The following is a 15,121-nucleotide window of genomic DNA, read 5'->3' as shown; positions in this document are numbered from 1 at the left end:
GCGTATGGGAGCAGGGCTTGCCCCGAGAACATCGGCAAGCTTCTGCCCCCATACCTCAGATGACTAGCCCGGTACGCGGCGAATTTTCGCGCCCAGCATCTGCAGTTTTTCTTCGATGCACTCGTAACCACGGTCGATGTGGTAGATGCGATCGATCAGGGTATCGCCGTCGGCCACCAGGGCCGACAGGACCAGGCTGGCCGAAGCCCGCAGGTCGGTGGCCATGACCGGTGCGCCCTTGAGTGCCTTGACCCCGGTGACGATCGCGGTATTGCCCTCGACCTGGATCTGAGCGCCCATGCGGTGCATTTCGTAGACGTGCATGAAGCGGTTTTCGAAGATCGTCTCGATCACCGCGCCAGTGCCTTCGGCGATGGCGTTGAGCGAGATGAACTGCGCCTGCATGTCGGTCGGGAAGGCCGGGTACGGGGCGGTACGCAGGTTGACGGCCTTGGGCCGCTTGCCATGCATGTCCAGCTCGATCCAGTCTTCGCCGGCGGTGACTTCGGCACCGGCTTCCTTGAGCTTCTCCAGCACGGCCTCGAGGATGGTCGGATCGGTGTCCTTGACCTTCACGCGGCCACCGGTCACGGCAGCAGCGACCAGGTAAGTACCGGTCTCGATACGGTCGGGCATCACGCGGTAGGTGGCCGAGTGCAGGCGCTCGACACCGTCGATGACGATGGTGTCGGTGCCCGCGCCCTGGATCTTGCCGCCCATGGCGTTGATGAAGTTGGCCAGGTCGACCACTTCCGGCTCGCGCGCGGCGTTCTGCAGGACGCTGCGGCCCTTGGCCAGGGCAGCGGCCATCATGATGTTCTCGGTACCGGTCACGCTGACGGTGTCGAAGAAGAAATGCGCACCACGCAGGCCGCCCTCGGGTGCCTTGGCCTTGATGTAGCCGCCTTCGACGTCGATTTTCGCCCCCATGGCCTCCAGGCCGCGAATGTGCAAGTCGACGGGGCGCGAACCGATCGCGCAACCACCGGGCAGGGCCACTTCGGCCTCACCGAAACGGGCGACCATCGGGCCGAGCACCAGGATCGAGGCGCGCATGGTCTTGACCAGCTCGTAGGGTGCGACCAGGGTCTTGATGGTGCGCGGGTCGATTTCCACCGAGAGCTTCTCGTCGATCACAGGCTCGATGCCCATGCGACCGAACAGCTCGATCATGGTGGTGATGTCGTGCAGGTGCGGCAGGTTGCCCACGGTGACCGGGCCGTCAGCCAGCAGGGTCGCCGAGAGAATCGGCAGGGCGGCGTTCTTCGCCCCGGAAATGCGGATCTCGCCATCGAGACGCGCGCCGCCAGTGATAATCAGTTTGTCCATTGCAATCTCGCCGCCAACGTTGGCTCAGGTGCGCTCAGCCCAGGCTGCGCTGCTGAAAAATTTCATGGTTACCGCATGGATGCTGCCATCGGCGATCCACGGATTCAGGTGAGCATAGATCGCCTGCTGGCGCTTGACCGGGCTCTGGCCGGCCAGCTCGTCGCTGATCACGTTCAACTGGAAGTTGCAGCCTTCGCCCTCAACTTCGACCCGGGTTCCCGGCAATTTCTCTTCAAGGAAGCTTTTAACTTCTACGGCCTGCATGCTCAACCTCAATCGGCGCCCAGTGCGCGCGGGTCGGCCATCATACAAAAAAGCCCCTCGCCTGCGAAGCCCATGGTGGGGCCTGCTGACCGAGGGGCCATCCCTTAACGGCGAGCCATCAGCCCGCCAGCACTTCATCGAGGTCGTAGACCTCGGCGATATCGCGCATGTCGTCGGGCATGCCGCGCAGCTCCCAGCCCTTGCCTGCGGCCTGGGCATCACGGATGAAGCCCAGCAGCAGCGAGAGGCCGACGCTGGTGGAACGGGCCACCGACGAACAATCGAACACCACCTTCGGTTCGCGACAGGCGGCGATCAGTGCCTTGCCTTCCTTGCGCAGGGCCGGGCCGCTGCGGTAGTCCAGCACGCCGGCCAGGCGCAGGACGCCCGGCTCGGCCATGGTCACGCCGGTGTCGCTCATTTCACTTCCTTGTCGGGCGATTTGTCGGCAGCTTCCTTGGCCTTGGCCACTTCGCCGGCCCAGCCGTCGATGGTCTTGTCCAGATCGTTGCCGTTGCGCTGCATGGCGTCGGCGAACTGGTCACGGAACAGCTTGCCGATGTTGATGCCATTGACGATCACGTTGCGCACCTTCCACTCGCCACCGAGCTTGACCAGGGTGTATTGCACCGGATAGACCGCACCGTTGTTGCCGGTGACCTTCATGCCGACGCTGGTGCGATCGCCTTCTTCGCCCTTGGCCGGGTCGACGGTGATGCCCTGGTTGTTGTACTCGAGCAGCGCATTGCCATAGAACTGCATCAGGCTGCGCTTGAAGTTTTCCTGGAAGCGCTGCATCTGCTCAGGCGTAGCCTTGCGCGAGTACTTGACAGTCATGATGCTCTTGGAGATGCCGTCGGCATCGACCACAGGGCCCAGGATGCGGTTGAGGGCGTCGTAAAACGCCTGCGGGTTGCTCTTGTACTGCTCCTTGTTGGCCTTCAGGTCTGCCAGCAGCTCGCTGGTGGTGCCCTGTACCACGTCGCGGGCCGACTGACCCGGCGCTGCCATGGCCAGCAGGGGGAAGGCCGCCAGGAGAACCAGCAGGCCGCGTCGCAGGATCGAAATCATGGAAACTCCTTAATTAGCGGGTTGGGCTTCTTTGGGTTCCTTGCCCACGGTATTGAGCAGGAACTTGCCAATCAGATCTTCCAACACCAGCGCCGACTGGGTGTCATGGATGGTGGAGCCATCCTTGAGCACGTCTTCTTCACCGCCCACGCTGATGCCGATGTACTTCTCACCGAGCAGCCCTGCGGTCAGGATCGAGGCAGTGGAGTCGGTCGGCAGGTTGTCGACGTTCTTGTCCAGCTGCAAGGTCACCCGACCGGTATAGGAGTCGCGGTCCAGATCGATGGCCGTGACCTTGCCGATCGTCACACCGGCCATGGTCACTTTAGCTCTGACCGTCAAACCGGCGATATTGTCGAAGTACGCATAAACTTTATATGTGTCGCTGCTCGGGCTGGCGGACAGCCCGCTGACGCGCAGGGCCAGCAGCAGCAACGCCAGGATCCCGGCCAGGAGGAACAGGCCGACACCGATTTCCAGGGTGCGGTTTTGCATCAGAAATCTCCAAACATCAAGGCGGTCAGAATAAAGTCCAGACCCAGGACTGCCAACGAGGCGTAGACCACGGTCTTGGTGGTGGCACGGCTGATCCCTTCTGAAGTGGGCTCGCAGTCATACCCCTGGAATACGGCGATCCAGGTCACGACGAAGGCGAACACCAGGCTCTTGACCAGCCCGTTGAGCACGTCGTCGGTAAAGGAAACACTGTTCTGCATGTTGGCCCAGAACGAGCCTTCATAGACTCCCAGCCAGTCCACGGCGACCCAGGATCCACCCCAGATGCCGACCACGCTGAAGATCAGCGCCAGCAACGGCAGCGAGATGAACCCAGCCCACAGGCGTGGGGCGACGATGTACTTGAGCGGGTCGACGCCGATCATCTCAAGGCTCGACAACTGCTCGGTGGACTTCATGTTGCCGATCTCGGCGGTCAAGGCCGAACCCGCGCGGCCGGCGAACAGCAAGGCGGTGACCACAGGCCCCAGCTCACGCAGCAGGGTCAGGGCGATCATCTGCCCCACGGCCTGCTCGGAGCCGTACTTGGTGAGGATGCTGTAGCCCTGCAGCGACAGCACCATGCCGATGAAGACGCCGGAGACGACGATGATGGCCAGCGACAGCACGCCCACCGCATAGAGCTGCTTGACCAGCAGCTGGAAGCTGCCGCCGATGCCGCCGCGCCCGCCCAGGGCATGGCCAAGGAACAGGCAGGAACGGCCTAGCACGGCCAGGACGTCGATGGCCGCGCGGCCGAACAGGCGGATACGTTCGAGTACGGATTTTCTGCGCATCACCGCGCTCCCAGCAGGTCGGCGCGATAGTCAGGCGCAGGGAAGTGGAAAGGCACCGGGCCGTCCGGGTCGCCCTTCATGAATTGGCGGATACGCGGGTTGTCCGAGCCCATCAGCTCGTCGGGCGTGCCCTGCCCCAGCACCTGGCCATCCCCCACCACATAGATATAGTCGGCGATGCTCGCGGTTTCGGCCAAGTCGTGGGATACCACGATACTGGTGATGCCCAGGGCATCGTTGAGCAGGCGGATCAGGCGCACGAGCACGCCCATGGCGATCGGGTCCTGGCCGACGAACGGTTCATCGTACATGAGGATCTGCGGGTCCAGCGCGATCGCCCGGGCCAGCGCTACGCGGCGCTTCATGCCGCCGGAAAGTTCGTCCGGCATCAGATCGATGGCACCGCGCAGGCCCACGGCCTGCAGCTTCATCAGGACGATGTCGCGAATCATCTCGTCCGACAGCTGGGTATGGACCCGCAATGGGAAGGCGACGTTCTCGAATACGTCAAGATCGGTGAACAGGGCGCCGCTCTGGAACAATACGCCCATCTGCTTGCGCGCATCGAACAGGTCTCCCCGCGACAGGGTCGGCAGGTTCTGCCCGGCGACCCAGACTTCGCCGCCCGAAGGGCGCAACTGTGCGCCCATCAGGCGCAACAGCGTGGTCTTGCCGCACCCGGAAGGCCCCATGATGCCGGTGACCTTGCCACGGGGGATGCGTATGTCCACATTGCTGAAAATGCTGCGCGAACCGCGCTTGAAGGAAACCCCCTTCAACTCGACCGCGTAGGCGCTATCCACACTCATCTAGACTCCTTGCGATGCAGCCTCGTCTCAATGGACGCCTGCCCTCTTCATGAAGGCACACGCGCCAACGGCGGGCCGAATAGCGGCGAACTATAGCACCGCTGCAAGGTGCGCCCCAAGGCCATCACGCAGGCTGTTCAGGCCAACGACAGCCAGTACGACAATCGATGGATGAGCCTTTCGCACATTGCAGCTATAATCGGCGCCTTTTTATCAGACATTGCTTTTCGACATGAGCCAATCCAGCGAGCTGATCCAATCCGCCCAGCGCACCCTGCGCCTGGAACTCGAAGCCGTAGAGGGCCTGCTGCCGCGTATCGACGACAACTTCGTCAAGGCCTGCGAGCTGATCCTGGCCAGCACAGGCCGGGTCGTCGTCCTCGGCATGGGCAAGTCGGGCCACATCGGCAACAAGATCGCCGCGACCCTGGCCAGCACCGGCACGCCGGCGTTCTTCGTGCACCCGGCCGAAGCCAGCCATGGCGACATGGGCATGATCACTCGTGATGACGTCATCCTGGCCCTGTCCAACTCCGGCAGCACCGCCGAGATCGTCACCCTGCTGCCGCTGATCAAGCGCCTGGGCATCCAGATGATCAGCCTCACCGGCAACCCCGACTCGCCCCTGGCCCAGGCCGCCGAGGTCAACCTCGACGCCAGCGTCGCCCAGGAGGCCTGCCCGCTGAACCTGGCACCCACCTCCTCCACCACCGCGGCCCTGGTCCTGGGCGACGCCCTGGCCATCGCGCTGCTCGAGGCGCGCGGCTTCACCGCCGAGGACTTTGCCTTCTCCCACCCGGGCGGTGCCCTGGGCCGTCGCTTGCTGCTGAAGGTGGAAAACGTCATGCACACCGGCGAGGCGCTGCCGATCGTGCAGCGTGGCACCTTGCTCAAGGACGCCCTGGTAGAGATGTCGCGCAAAAGCCTGGTGGGCATGACCGTGGTCCTGGAAGCCGACGGCCGCCTGGCCGGGGTGTTCACCGACGGCGACCTGCGCCGCGCCCTGGAACGCAACATCGACGTGCACAAGACCATCATCGACCAGGTGATGACCGTGCACGGCAAGACCGCCCGCGCCGAGATGCTCGCCGCCGAGGCCCTGCGCATCATGGAAGACAACAAGATCAACGCACTGGTGGTGGTCGACCAGAACGACCGCCCGACCGGCGCCTTGAACATGCATGACCTGCTGCGCGCAGGCGTGATGTGATGGAGGACAACACGATGAACCCGGATCTGCTGCAACGCGGCAAAGCCATCAAGCTGGCGGTCTTCGACGTCGACGGCGTGCTCACCGATGGGCGCCTGTACTTCCTCGAGGACGGCAGCGAGTTCAAGACCTTCAACACCCTCGACGGCCATGGCATCAAGATGCTCATGGCTTCGGGCGTGACCACCGCCATCATCAGCGGGCGCAAGACGCCGGTGGTCGAGCGCCGCGCCCGCAACCTCGGCATCCCGCACCTGTTCCAGGGCCGCGAGGACAAACTTGTGGTGCTCGACGGCCTGCTCGCCGAACTGGGCCTAAGCTATGAACAAGTCGCCTACCTGGGCGACGACCTGCCCGACCTGCCGGTGATCCGTCGCGTAGGCCTGGGCATGGCAGTGGCCAGCGCCGCACCGTTCGTTCGCCAGCACGCCCATGGTGTGACCCAGGCCCGCGGCGGCGAAGGCGCAGCCCGAGAGTTCTGTGAATTGATCATGCAGGCCCAGGGCAACCTGGACGCTGCCAACGCCAACTACCTCTAAGGCCGCACATGTTCAGCAAGAAAGCCCGAAATATCGTGCTGCTCGGTGCGATCGCCGCACTGCTGGTGGCGGTCGGCTACTGGAACATCAGCCCCGAGAGCTTCCTCGACAAGCCCGTGGCCCAGGTCGACGAAAGCGCCATCGACTACTACGCGATCAACGCCCACAGCGTGCAGTTCATGCCGGACGGCAAGATGCAGTACGAGATGACCGCCGACAAGGTCGAGCACCTAAAGGCCAGCGAAGTCTCCCTGCTGACCAAGCCCGACCTGCACTTGTACCGCGGTACCCAGTACCCATGGCACGTGCAGAGCGAGCGCGCCGAGGTCAACCCGGACGGCACCGAGGTCGAACTCATCGAGAAGGTCCGCGTGGCCCGCACCGATGAAAAGCAGCGCGAAATGATCGTCACCACGTCCCGCATGACCGTGTTCCCGCAGAAGCAATATGCGCAGACCGAGCAAGCCGTTAGAATCGACGGCGCCGGTGGGACCACTACGGGCAAAGGAATGAAAGCGTATTTGAAAGACGGCAGGATGGACCTGCTGTCCAACGTAAGAGGACAGTATGAGGCTCGTTAAAACCCTCCCCTTTTTGCTCAGCCTGAGCGCGGCACTGGGAAGCGCGAGCGCCTTGGCCCTGCCCAACGATCGTGACCAGCCTATCCGCATCCAGGCCGACAACGCTCACCTGGACGACAAGCAAGGCGTAGCCACCTATACCGGCGACGTGATCATCACCCAGGGCTCGATGATGATCAAAGGCAACACCGTGACCATCACCCGCGCCGCCTCCGGCGATATCGACGTGGTCACCTCGGTGGGCAACCTGGCGTATTTCGAGCAGCAGCAGAGCACCGCCAAGCCCGACAAGATGAAAGGCTGGGCCGTGACCATCCAGTACCAGGCGCAGAAGGACATGGTGATCCTCACCGACCGCGCCAAGGTCGAGAACGAAGGCAACACCACCGAAGGCGAGAAGATCGTCTACAACACCAAGACCCAGGTGGCCACCGCCGGTCGTGGTGGCAATGTGACCTCGCCGCGTCAGCGCATCGACATGGTGATTCAGCCGAAGAAGAAGGCCGAGTAAATGGCAACCCTCAAAGCCCAGCACCTGGCCAAGAGCTACAAGGGCCGCCAGGTCGTCCGCGACGTCAGCCTGTCGATCGACAGCGGCCAGATCGTCGGCCTGCTCGGCCCCAATGGCGCCGGCAAGACCACCTGCTTCTACATGATCGTCGGCCTGGTCCGCGCCGACCAGGGCCGCGTGCTGATCGACAACCTGGATGTCAGCCACCAGCCCATGCATGGCCGCGCCCGCGCCGGCATCGGCTATCTGCCCCAGGAAGCCTCGATCTTCCGCAAGCTGTCGGTGGCCGACAACATCATGGCCATCCTCGAGACCCGCAAGGACCTCGACCGCGACGGCCGCCGCAAGGAGCTGGAAAGCCTGCTGCAGGAGTTCCATATCAGCCACATCCGTGACAACCTCGGCATGAGCCTCTCCGGTGGCGAACGCCGCCGCGTCGAGATCGCACGGGCCCTGGCCACCGCGCCGAAGTTCATCCTGCTGGACGAACCCTTCGCCGGTGTTGACCCGATTTCCGTGGGCGATATCAAGCAGATCATCCATCACCTCAAGGCCAAGGGTATCGGTGTACTGATCACCGACCACAACGTCCGCGAGACGCTCGATATCTGCGAGACCGCCTACATCGTCAACGATGGACAACTGATCGCCGAAGGCGATGCCGAGACGATCCTGGCCAACGACCTGGTCAAGGAAGTCTACCTGGGCCACGAGTTCCGACTCTGAGCCCGGAGTCTGCCTGGGCACTGCTGCAAATGTTGCAGTGCTCTAGGCAAACGCTACAATTTCAGGCATATAACTTGCTTAAAATTGGCGCCCCGGCGCCCTTCGTGTAGTGGATGGCGCATGCGCGCCGGCGAACAAGGTATTAAGCCCCAGCCATGAAACCATCGCTCGTCCTAAAAATGGGCCAGCAACTGACGATGACACCGCAGTTGCAACAGGCCATCCGTCTGCTCCAGCTCTCCACCCTGGACCTCCAACAGGAAATTCAGGAAGCGCTGGAATCCAATCCGATGCTCGAACGTCAGGAAGACGGCGACGACTTCGACAACAGCGACCCCATGGCCGACAACGCCGAGAGCAAGCCCGTCGCCGAAGCCCAGGACAACAGTTTCCAGGAAAGCACGGCCAACGCCGAAACCCTGGAAGAAGGCGAATGGAACGAACGCATCCCCAACGAACTGCCCGTGGACACGGCCTGGGAAGACATCTACCAGACCAGTGCCAGCAGCCTGCCGGCCAGCGATGACGACGAGTGGGACTTCACCACCCGCACCTCCACCGGCGAGAGCCTGCAGAGCCACCTGCTGTGGCAGTTGAACCTGGCACCGATGTCCGACACCGACCGGCTCATCGCCGTGACCTTGATCGACAGCATCAACGGCCAGGGTTATCTGGAGGACAGCCTCGAGGAGATCTGCGCAGGCTTCGACCCCGAGCTGGATATCGAACTGGATGAAGTGGAGGCCGTACTGCACCGCATCCAGCAGTTCGAGCCCGCCGGCATCGGTGCACGCAACCTCGGCGAATGCCTGTTGCTGCAACTGCGCCAGTTGCCAGCCAACACGCCGTGGATGGCCGAGGCCCAGCGCCTGGTCACCGATTTCATCGACCTGCTCGGCAGCCGCGACTACAGCCAGCTGATGCGCCGCATGAAGCTCAAGGAAGATGAACTGCGCCAGGTCATCGAGCTGGTACAGAGCCTCAACCCGCGCCCAGGCTCGCAGATCGAGTCCAGCGAGCCGGAGTACGTGGTGCCGGATGTCATCGTGCGCAAGGACAACGACCGCTGGTTGGTGGAACTCAACCAAGAAGCGATCCCCCGCCTGCGGGTCAACCCGCAATACGCAGGTTTCGTCCGCCGCGCCGACACCAGCGCCGACAACACGTTCATGCGCAACCAGTTGCAGGAGGCGCGCTGGTTCATCAAGAGCCTGCAGAGCCGCAACGAAACGCTGATGAAGGTCGCCACGCAAATCGTCGAACACCAACGCGGCTTCCTCGATCAGGGCGACGAGGCGATGAAGCCGCTGGTACTGCATGACATCGCCGAAGCGGTGGGCATGCACGAGTCGACCATTTCCCGGGTCACCACGCAGAAATACATGCACACCCCGCGTGGCATCTACGAATTGAAATACTTTTTCTCGAGCCATGTGAGCACCTCCGAAGGCGGTGAATGCTCGTCTACGGCAATCCGCGCGATCATCAAGAAACTGGTTGCAGCGGAAAATCAGAAAAAGCCATTGAGTGACAGCAAGATCGCTGGTTTACTGGAGGCACAAGGCATCCAGGTAGCCCGTCGCACCGTCGCCAAGTACCGCGAGTCCCTCGGCATCGCACCGTCGAGCGAGCGCAAGCGACTGATGTAGCCCCTGGCTGTGCCATAGCGTTTCAGTGGCAGGTGCAATACCTGCCCTTTATGCACGGGCAACAAAGGAGAAGCTGTATGCAAGTCAACATCAGTGGACAGCATGTAGAAGTCACCCAACCACTGCGTGAGTACGTACTCGAGAAGCTCGCCCGGGTGGAAGGACATTTCGACAAGATCACCAACGTCACGGTGATCATGAAAGTCGAGAAACTGCAGCAGAAGGTCGAGGCCACGCTCCAGATTCCCGGCGGAGAAGTGGTTGCCAACGCCGAACACCAAGACATGTATGCAGCGATCGATGCCCTGGCTGACAAGCTCGACCGCCAACTGAAAAAACACAAGGAAAAACAGCAAAGCCTGCTGCAAGGTGCAGCCGCCCGCTGATCCCCCTCATCCATGATCCGACTTGAAACCATCCTGACCCCCGGCCGTTCCCTTGTGAACGTGCCGGGCGGCAGTAAGAAGCGCGCCCTGGAAAAGGTCGCCAACCTGATCGCCGAGCAAATTCCCGAACTGGAGATGCAAGACGTCTTCGATAAACTGATTGCCCGCGAGAAACTGGGTTCCACCGGCTTCGGCAATGGCATCGCCATTCCCCACTGCCGGCTCGAAGGCTGCACGACCCCCGTCAGCGCCCTGCTGCACCTGGATGCTCCTATCGACTACGACGCCATCGATGGCGCGCCCGTGGACCTGCTGTTCGTCCTGCTGGTGCCAGAAGCTGCCACCGATGCGCACCTTGAACTGCTGCGCCAGATCGCCAGCATGCTCGATCGCAAGGAGGTTCGCGATCGCCTGCGTGCCGCCGACAGCAGCGAGGCCCTGTACCAGGTAGTCCTGGACGCACAGAACGAGCACTGAACATGCGCCTGATCATCGTCAGCGGCCGGTCCGGCTCCGGCAAAAGTACCGCCCTCGATGTCCTGGAAGACAACGGCTATTACTGCATCGACAACCTGCCCGCCGGGTTGTTGCCGCAACTGGCCGAAAACGCACTGATCAACACCGAGCTGTTGCAACCGAAGGTGGCCGTTTCCATCGACGCACGCAACCTGCCCAGCCACCTGAGCCGCTTCCCCGACCTGCTCGAAGATGCCAGGAGCCGGCATATCCAATGCGACGTGCTGTACCTGGACGCCGACGAGGAGACGCTGCTCAAGCGTTTCTCCGAGACCCGCCGGCGCCACCCGCTGACCAACGCCAACCGCTCCCTGGCAGAAGCGATCCGCGTCGAGAGCGAGCTACTCGGCCCGATCTCCGACCTGGCCGACCTGAAGATCGACACCACCAACCTGAACCTCTATCAGCTGCGAGACTCGATCAAGCTGCGCCTGCTCAACCAGCCTGAGCCCGGCACCGCCTTCCTGGTCGAGTCCTTCGGGTTCAAGCGTGGCATGCCCGTGGACGCCGACCTGGTGTTCGACGTACGCTGCCTGCCCAACCCGTACTGGAAGCCGGAACTGCGTGAGCATTCCGGCTTGGACCAGCCAGTGATCGACTACCTGGCCACCCAGCCGGACGTCGAGGAGATGTTCCAGGACATTTCCAGCTACCTGCTCAAATGGCTGCCCCGCTTCGCTGCCAGCAACCGTGCGTATGTCACCATCGCCATCGGCTGCACCGGCGGGCACCACCGCTCCGTGTACCTGACCGAGCGCTTGGGCCAGTTGCTGCAACAATCCCTGAAAAACGTCCAGGTCCGCCACCGCGACCTCTAGCCCACAGGATATCCGCCCCACGATGCCCGCCCGCGAAATCACCATCATCAACAAGCTTGGCCTGCATGCCCGGGCGGCGGCCAAGTTCGTCGGCGTGGCCGGCCGCTTCCCCTGCCAGGTCAGGGTCGGGCGCGCGCCGGACAAGCTGGTGGATGGCAAGAGCATCATGGCGGTGATGATGCTGGCGGCGGGCAAGGGCACCTCGGTGCACCTGCATACCGAGGGCGAGCAGGACAACGAAGCCATGGAAGCACTGGTCGACTTGATCAACAATTACTTCGATGAAGGTGAGTAACCCACTGAAGTCGTAATCCTTGTGGATCTGCAACTCAAGACATCGCCGTATCCAGCACCATCATCAAACAGAACCCGATGCACAGCCCCAGGCCGGCTAACCGGTGATGCCCATTGCTACGCGACTCCGGGATGATCTCCTGGGTCACTACCAGCAACATCGCCCCCGCCGCACACGCTAGGCCGAGCGGTAGCAGCAATTGGGCAACGTTCACCAGCCAGGCACAGATCACCGCTGCCAGAGGCTCTACCAGCCCCGAAGCCGCACCGATCAGGAATGCCTTGAAACGCGGCATCCCTGCCCAGGCCAACACCAGCGCGATCACCAACCCCTCGGGCACATTCTGCAGCGCGATGCCAATGGCCAGGCTGTCAGCCTCGGACATGCCACTACCCGCTGCCACACCGATGGCCATGCCTTCCGGGATGTTATGGGCAACGATGGCAATCACGAACAGCCGAATCCGAACGGAAATCATCGGCTGGCTTCCAACGCCTACCAAAGCCTGCGGCGAGGCGCCAGAGAACTTCAGGCCCACCAGCAGCAGGCATAGAGCTCCGAACAGCATGCCAACGCTGATCAGGGCTCCGGCCGCCCATGAGTTGAAGCCAACGTCCCGTGCGGCCTCGAGCCCAGGGGTAACCAGGGAGAATGCCGTCGCCGCCAGCATGACGCCTGCGCCAACTCCCAACAGCGCATCAGTCAGGGCCGCCGGCATGCTCCGCATCACCAGCACAGGTAAAGCCCCCAACGCCGTACCCAAGGCACACAACCCACCCGCTCCAAGCGCCCGCAAAACGCTAGGCTCAAAAGTGAGCGCAGCAAGGCTCTCTATTAGCAGAAGCGCTGCGCCGGCCAGAAACAGCAAAATCCCTAACCCCAGCCGAAAAAAGCGAATACGTCCAGAGGGTGCGATCCGCGCCTGAAAGTAAGATCGCTTCATTCCACTGCCTCAAAAGCATGACGTGCTTGTTTACCGCCAGCAGCCTTCATCGCCTTGCAGTTGCGGCGCTCATGCAATAGCGGCCTGTTCATCGGCGGCTTGCCCAATACCTGCGGCAATACAAGCCTCATTCGTAGTTTTTCAAATACATTCATTGAACGCTCTCGGTGAATTTATCGCGCCACGATGATGTAACTCTCCGAGCGTTCCCCATACCCCCTGTATTTCCAGGCTTATGTAACACCTTAAATCCTGGAGATGCTCACCGCCCATGAAAATCGCACATTCCTGGGTACCGGTTAGTTTTCCTTACGACATCAGGAGCCAAACACTTCAATCAAAATTGAAGCCGCCTACTTCATAAAAGCATTAGTCCCACCGTAAAACTAACCGACACCCATTGAGACACCCTCACCTCTCAAGCATGACAGTTACGCGAATCCGGGGACCCCTTGATTATTCAATGCGCTGCGCAACTGCAGAACGTTGACTAGCCATACAGGGAAACACCCATGAACCGCACCACCTCTTTCGACGACGCCCCTACCCAAACTACAAAGAGCACGATCACCCAAGACGCTTTTTGCTGGGTTATCACTTCCGACCCCCAGTACCCTCGAACCATTGAATATGGGTACGACAACAGCAAGGAAGAAAAAGCCCTGTCATCATCCCAAATCACGGAACAATACGCGCACATCAACACGTATAGAGACACCCATCCTCAAGGCCGCGATAGCGTCCCGGTGTTCATCAACGGCGACATCACCGAGTTCTATCATGGCGATCAAGTCAACGAGATGAACAAGCAGATAGCGAAACTTGGCCGCTCGGTCTACATGGGGCTCGGCAACCATGACTACGACAATAATGTAAATGATTGCTATAGGAATGGCTGTGCACGGGATGCGGTCCTGGACATGTTCGAGCATGCCAAGAGCCTGGCTCCAGACGCTCTGGATTTCAAGAATGTCATATGGGACAACACCACCGGCTATAAGCTCTACCGGGGCAGCCTGGCCTACTCGAAGATCCTCGGCGACTTCATGTTCATCCAGCTTCAGAACCACCCGGCGTACGCTACAAAATTCAACGCGGACGCGGATCCTCGATGGACCCTGACATTCGATATCACTCAATCCTTAGACTGGCTGGAAGGGCAACTAAAAAATGCTCGAAACAATAAAAAACACGTCATCGTGAATATTCACCGCGCGCCCACAGACTCACACTACTCGAAGGACGATAACGGCCGATTCCAGCAGCTCGTCAATGACTATGATGTCAAAGCCATCTTCCATGGTCATACCCATGTCGCGAGGCAGGAAAAAAACGTCGGCGCTGTCCCGGTTTTCAATAGCGGCGCCGCCTTCACAAAAACCTTCCTTGTGGCCGAAACCCATACACGTCATGCGACCGTGTACATAAAACGCGCCACAAAAAACATTATCGAGAGCAAACCAATGGGATCCTTCAAATTAGGAGAGCCCATCACGGCCCCACGCGTACACGCAAGTTACAGAATCGCCGCCAACGAAGTCTATGTCACGCTCCACCAGACGCCAAATCACCAACTGGCCTGGGAGCGTGTCATCTACACCTTTGATGGAAAAGCAAGAACGGTCTACTTCGCAAAAAACCAAAACGCCGCCGAAGAAATCCATCTCAACTTCGACAATCTCAAGCCGAACACCACGTACGGCATCACTCTCGTCGGCCATACCGACAAAGGCACTACCGCCACCCACAATGGAAGCATAAAAACCCCCGATCAGATAATGGCACCCGGTCGCTTTTGCCCCGAAAAATATCCGAACTGGGAGCAACATGGTTTTATTGCACGCTGGGAAAGACCGACAAATGACAATTGGCCGAAAAGCACAATGTTCGAGGTAGGCGTTTTCTCCGAAAACAACAGCTTGATCAAAACAGTCGGGACAACCCCCGACTTTCACTGCCCGATCCCTGTGAGCATCTACCACAGCTATAAGCATATGAAATATTATATTGGCGTGCGTGCGTTCAACATGGTCTCCCCGGGCGATAAAAGCCTTCCGGCGAAGCACCTGATCTCGCGGCTGCCCTCTATGAATTGCTAAAACGCCCTGTCCTCTCTACGGCATAATGCTTGTTGTTTCGAACTACGGCGACAATGTCGCCGCATGTCGAAACAACAGCCCGC

The 15,121-nt window shown here is 60.9% G+C and carries 20 protein-coding genes; 11 read left to right on the top strand and 9 right to left on the bottom strand.

Annotated features, from left to right (window positions below):
* Nucleotides 1-63 precede the first annotated feature (63 nt).
* The 7 genes from murA to IRZ56_RS19470 all read right to left on the bottom strand — a co-directional run bounded on the left by murA (nucleotide 64) and on the right by IRZ56_RS19470 (nucleotide 4,765).
* The gene (murA, locus tag IRZ56_RS19500) at nucleotides 64-1,329 is read right to left on the bottom strand and encodes a UDP-N-acetylglucosamine 1-carboxyvinyltransferase (RefSeq protein ID WP_196146436.1); all 1,266 of its coding nucleotides are present in this window, start codon (nucleotides 1,327-1,329) and stop codon (nucleotides 64-66) included.
* Between the two features lie 24 nt (nucleotides 1,330-1,353).
* A complete protein-coding gene (locus tag IRZ56_RS19495; RefSeq protein WP_029613593.1) occupies nucleotides 1,354-1,593 on the bottom strand; it encodes a BolA family protein in 240 nt (79 codons plus the stop codon).
* 118 nt (nucleotides 1,594-1,711) lie between these two features.
* Entirely contained in the window at nucleotides 1,712-2,014 is a 303-nt protein-coding gene (locus tag IRZ56_RS19490; RefSeq protein ID WP_196146435.1) for an STAS domain-containing protein, read from the bottom strand.
* Nucleotides 2,011-2,664: an MlaC/ttg2D family ABC transporter substrate-binding protein gene (locus IRZ56_RS19485; RefSeq protein WP_196146434.1), complete on the bottom strand. Its 654-nt coding sequence runs from the start codon at nucleotides 2,662-2,664 to the stop codon at nucleotides 2,011-2,013. Before IRZ56_RS19485 ends, IRZ56_RS19490 begins: the two co-directional genes overlap by 4 nt.
* Before the next feature lie 9 nt (nucleotides 2,665-2,673).
* The gene (mlaD, locus tag IRZ56_RS19480) at nucleotides 2,674-3,159 is read right to left on the bottom strand and encodes an outer membrane lipid asymmetry maintenance protein MlaD (RefSeq protein ID WP_084854533.1); all 486 of its coding nucleotides are present in this window, start codon (nucleotides 3,157-3,159) and stop codon (nucleotides 2,674-2,676) included.
* A complete protein-coding gene (gene mlaE / locus IRZ56_RS19475; protein WP_196146433.1) occupies nucleotides 3,159-3,956 on the bottom strand; it encodes a lipid asymmetry maintenance ABC transporter permease subunit MlaE in 798 nt (265 codons plus the stop codon). Before mlaE ends, mlaD begins: the two co-directional genes overlap by 1 nt.
* Entirely contained in the window at nucleotides 3,956-4,765 is an 810-nt protein-coding gene (locus tag IRZ56_RS19470; protein ID WP_196146432.1) for an ATP-binding cassette domain-containing protein, read from the bottom strand. Before IRZ56_RS19470 ends, mlaE begins: the two co-directional genes overlap by 1 nt.
* Nucleotides 4,766-4,997: 232 nt before the next feature.
* Between IRZ56_RS19470 and IRZ56_RS19465 the strand changes: the two genes are divergently transcribed.
* The 10 genes from IRZ56_RS19465 (at nucleotide 4,998) to IRZ56_RS19420 (ending at nucleotide 11,996) form a co-directional block, all read left to right on the top strand.
* Complete coding sequence (locus IRZ56_RS19465) at nucleotides 4,998-5,975, top strand: KpsF/GutQ family sugar-phosphate isomerase (RefSeq protein ID WP_084854536.1); 978 nt, start codon at nucleotides 4,998-5,000, stop codon at nucleotides 5,973-5,975.
* Between the two features lie 14 nt (nucleotides 5,976-5,989).
* The gene (locus IRZ56_RS19460; RefSeq protein ID WP_084854596.1) at nucleotides 5,990-6,514 is read left to right on the top strand and encodes a KdsC family phosphatase; all 525 of its coding nucleotides are present in this window, start codon (nucleotides 5,990-5,992) and stop codon (nucleotides 6,512-6,514) included.
* A gap of 8 nt (nucleotides 6,515-6,522) precedes the next feature.
* On the top strand, nucleotides 6,523-7,095 hold the full coding sequence (gene lptC, locus IRZ56_RS19455) for an LPS export ABC transporter periplasmic protein LptC (protein WP_084854537.1): 573 nt from the start codon (nucleotides 6,523-6,525) through the stop codon (nucleotides 7,093-7,095).
* A complete protein-coding gene (gene lptA, locus IRZ56_RS19450; protein ID WP_196146431.1) occupies nucleotides 7,082-7,606 on the top strand; it encodes a lipopolysaccharide transport periplasmic protein LptA in 525 nt (174 codons plus the stop codon). The genes lptC and lptA overlap by 14 nt, the downstream gene beginning before the upstream one ends.
* Nucleotides 7,607-8,332, top strand: coding sequence for an LPS export ABC transporter ATP-binding protein (lptB, locus tag IRZ56_RS19445; RefSeq protein ID WP_084854539.1), 726 nt, complete (start codon nucleotides 7,607-7,609; stop codon nucleotides 8,330-8,332).
* Nucleotides 8,333-8,487: 155 nt separating this feature from the next.
* Nucleotides 8,488-9,981 carry an RNA polymerase factor sigma-54 gene (locus IRZ56_RS19440; protein ID WP_196146430.1) on the top strand — a complete coding sequence of 498 codons (1,494 nt, stop codon included), beginning with the start codon at nucleotides 8,488-8,490 and terminating at the stop codon, nucleotides 9,979-9,981.
* A 77-nt stretch (nucleotides 9,982-10,058) separates the two neighbouring features.
* Complete coding sequence (gene hpf / locus IRZ56_RS19435; RefSeq protein ID WP_043213265.1) at nucleotides 10,059-10,367, top strand: ribosome hibernation-promoting factor, HPF/YfiA family; 309 nt, start codon at nucleotides 10,059-10,061, stop codon at nucleotides 10,365-10,367.
* 12 nt (nucleotides 10,368-10,379) lie between these two features.
* Complete coding sequence (ptsN, locus tag IRZ56_RS19430) at nucleotides 10,380-10,844, top strand: PTS IIA-like nitrogen regulatory protein PtsN (RefSeq protein ID WP_196146429.1); 465 nt, start codon at nucleotides 10,380-10,382, stop codon at nucleotides 10,842-10,844.
* Nucleotides 10,845-10,846: 2 nt separating this feature from the next.
* A complete protein-coding gene (gene rapZ / locus IRZ56_RS19425) occupies nucleotides 10,847-11,701 on the top strand; it encodes an RNase adapter RapZ (protein WP_196146428.1) in 855 nt (284 codons plus the stop codon).
* 22 nt (nucleotides 11,702-11,723) lie between these two features.
* Nucleotides 11,724-11,996 (top strand): HPr family phosphocarrier protein, encoded by a 273-nt coding sequence (locus tag IRZ56_RS19420; protein ID WP_196146427.1) that lies wholly within the window; start codon nucleotides 11,724-11,726, stop codon nucleotides 11,994-11,996.
* 34 nt (nucleotides 11,997-12,030) lie between these two features.
* On the opposite strand, the gene IRZ56_RS19415 is transcribed toward IRZ56_RS19420, so the two are convergent.
* Nucleotides 12,031-12,939, bottom strand: a complete 909-nt coding sequence (locus IRZ56_RS19415; RefSeq protein WP_196146426.1) for a ZIP family metal transporter — start codon at nucleotides 12,937-12,939, stop codon at nucleotides 12,031-12,033.
* On the bottom strand, nucleotides 12,936-13,094 hold the full coding sequence (locus tag IRZ56_RS19410; RefSeq protein ID WP_196146425.1) for a hypothetical protein: 159 nt from the start codon (nucleotides 13,092-13,094) through the stop codon (nucleotides 12,936-12,938). Before IRZ56_RS19410 ends, IRZ56_RS19415 begins: the two co-directional genes overlap by 4 nt.
* Before the next feature lie 357 nt (nucleotides 13,095-13,451).
* Here IRZ56_RS19410 and IRZ56_RS19405 point away from each other — a divergent pair, with 357 nt between their 5' ends.
* A complete protein-coding gene (locus tag IRZ56_RS19405) occupies nucleotides 13,452-15,038 on the top strand; it encodes a metallophosphoesterase (protein ID WP_196146424.1) in 1,587 nt (528 codons plus the stop codon).
* Nucleotides 15,039-15,121 lie beyond the last annotated feature (83 nt).

The organism is Pseudomonas guariconensis (assembly GCF_015680235.1).
GTDB classification, from domain to species: Bacteria; Pseudomonadota; Gammaproteobacteria; order Pseudomonadales; family Pseudomonadaceae; genus Aquipseudomonas; species Aquipseudomonas guariconensis_A.
The sequence above is the reverse complement of the archived record's forward strand: the minus strand, read 5'-3'. Positions and strand labels throughout refer to the sequence as shown.

Coding starts and splice junctions, on each gene's coding strand:
- murA (WP_196146436.1), bottom strand. CDS start 1,329: ATGGACAAACTGATTATCACTGGCGGCGCGCGTCTCGATGGCGAGATC.
- IRZ56_RS19495 (WP_029613593.1), bottom strand. CDS start 1,593: ATGCAGGCCGTAGAAGTTAAAAGCTTCCTTGAAGAGAAATTGCCGGGA.
- IRZ56_RS19490 (WP_196146435.1), bottom strand. CDS start 2,014: ATGAGCGACACCGGCGTGACCATGGCCGAGCCGGGCGTCCTGCGCCTG.
- IRZ56_RS19485 (WP_196146434.1), bottom strand. CDS start 2,664: ATGATTTCGATCCTGCGACGCGGCCTGCTGGTTCTCCTGGCGGCCTTC.
- mlaD (WP_084854533.1), bottom strand. CDS start 3,159: ATGCAAAACCGCACCCTGGAAATCGGTGTCGGCCTGTTCCTCCTGGCC.
- mlaE (WP_196146433.1), bottom strand. CDS start 3,956: ATGCGCAGAAAATCCGTACTCGAACGTATCCGCCTGTTCGGCCGCGCG.
- IRZ56_RS19470 (WP_196146432.1), bottom strand. CDS start 4,765: ATGAGTGTGGATAGCGCCTACGCGGTCGAGTTGAAGGGGGTTTCCTTC.
- IRZ56_RS19465 (WP_084854536.1), top strand. CDS start 4,998: ATGAGCCAATCCAGCGAGCTGATCCAATCCGCCCAGCGCACCCTGCGC.
- IRZ56_RS19460 (WP_084854596.1), top strand. CDS start 5,990: ATGAACCCGGATCTGCTGCAACGCGGCAAAGCCATCAAGCTGGCGGTC.
- lptC (WP_084854537.1), top strand. CDS start 6,523: ATGTTCAGCAAGAAAGCCCGAAATATCGTGCTGCTCGGTGCGATCGCC.
- lptA (WP_196146431.1), top strand. CDS start 7,082: ATGAGGCTCGTTAAAACCCTCCCCTTTTTGCTCAGCCTGAGCGCGGCA.
- lptB (WP_084854539.1), top strand. CDS start 7,607: ATGGCAACCCTCAAAGCCCAGCACCTGGCCAAGAGCTACAAGGGCCGC.
- IRZ56_RS19440 (WP_196146430.1), top strand. CDS start 8,488: ATGAAACCATCGCTCGTCCTAAAAATGGGCCAGCAACTGACGATGACA.
- hpf (WP_043213265.1), top strand. CDS start 10,059: ATGCAAGTCAACATCAGTGGACAGCATGTAGAAGTCACCCAACCACTG.
- ptsN (WP_196146429.1), top strand. CDS start 10,380: ATGATCCGACTTGAAACCATCCTGACCCCCGGCCGTTCCCTTGTGAAC.
- rapZ (WP_196146428.1), top strand. CDS start 10,847: ATGCGCCTGATCATCGTCAGCGGCCGGTCCGGCTCCGGCAAAAGTACC.
- IRZ56_RS19420 (WP_196146427.1), top strand. CDS start 11,724: ATGCCCGCCCGCGAAATCACCATCATCAACAAGCTTGGCCTGCATGCC.
- IRZ56_RS19415 (WP_196146426.1), bottom strand. CDS start 12,939: ATGAAGCGATCTTACTTTCAGGCGCGGATCGCACCCTCTGGACGTATT.
- IRZ56_RS19410 (WP_196146425.1), bottom strand. CDS start 13,094: ATGAATGTATTTGAAAAACTACGAATGAGGCTTGTATTGCCGCAGGTA.
- IRZ56_RS19405 (WP_196146424.1), top strand. CDS start 13,452: ATGAACCGCACCACCTCTTTCGACGACGCCCCTACCCAAACTACAAAG.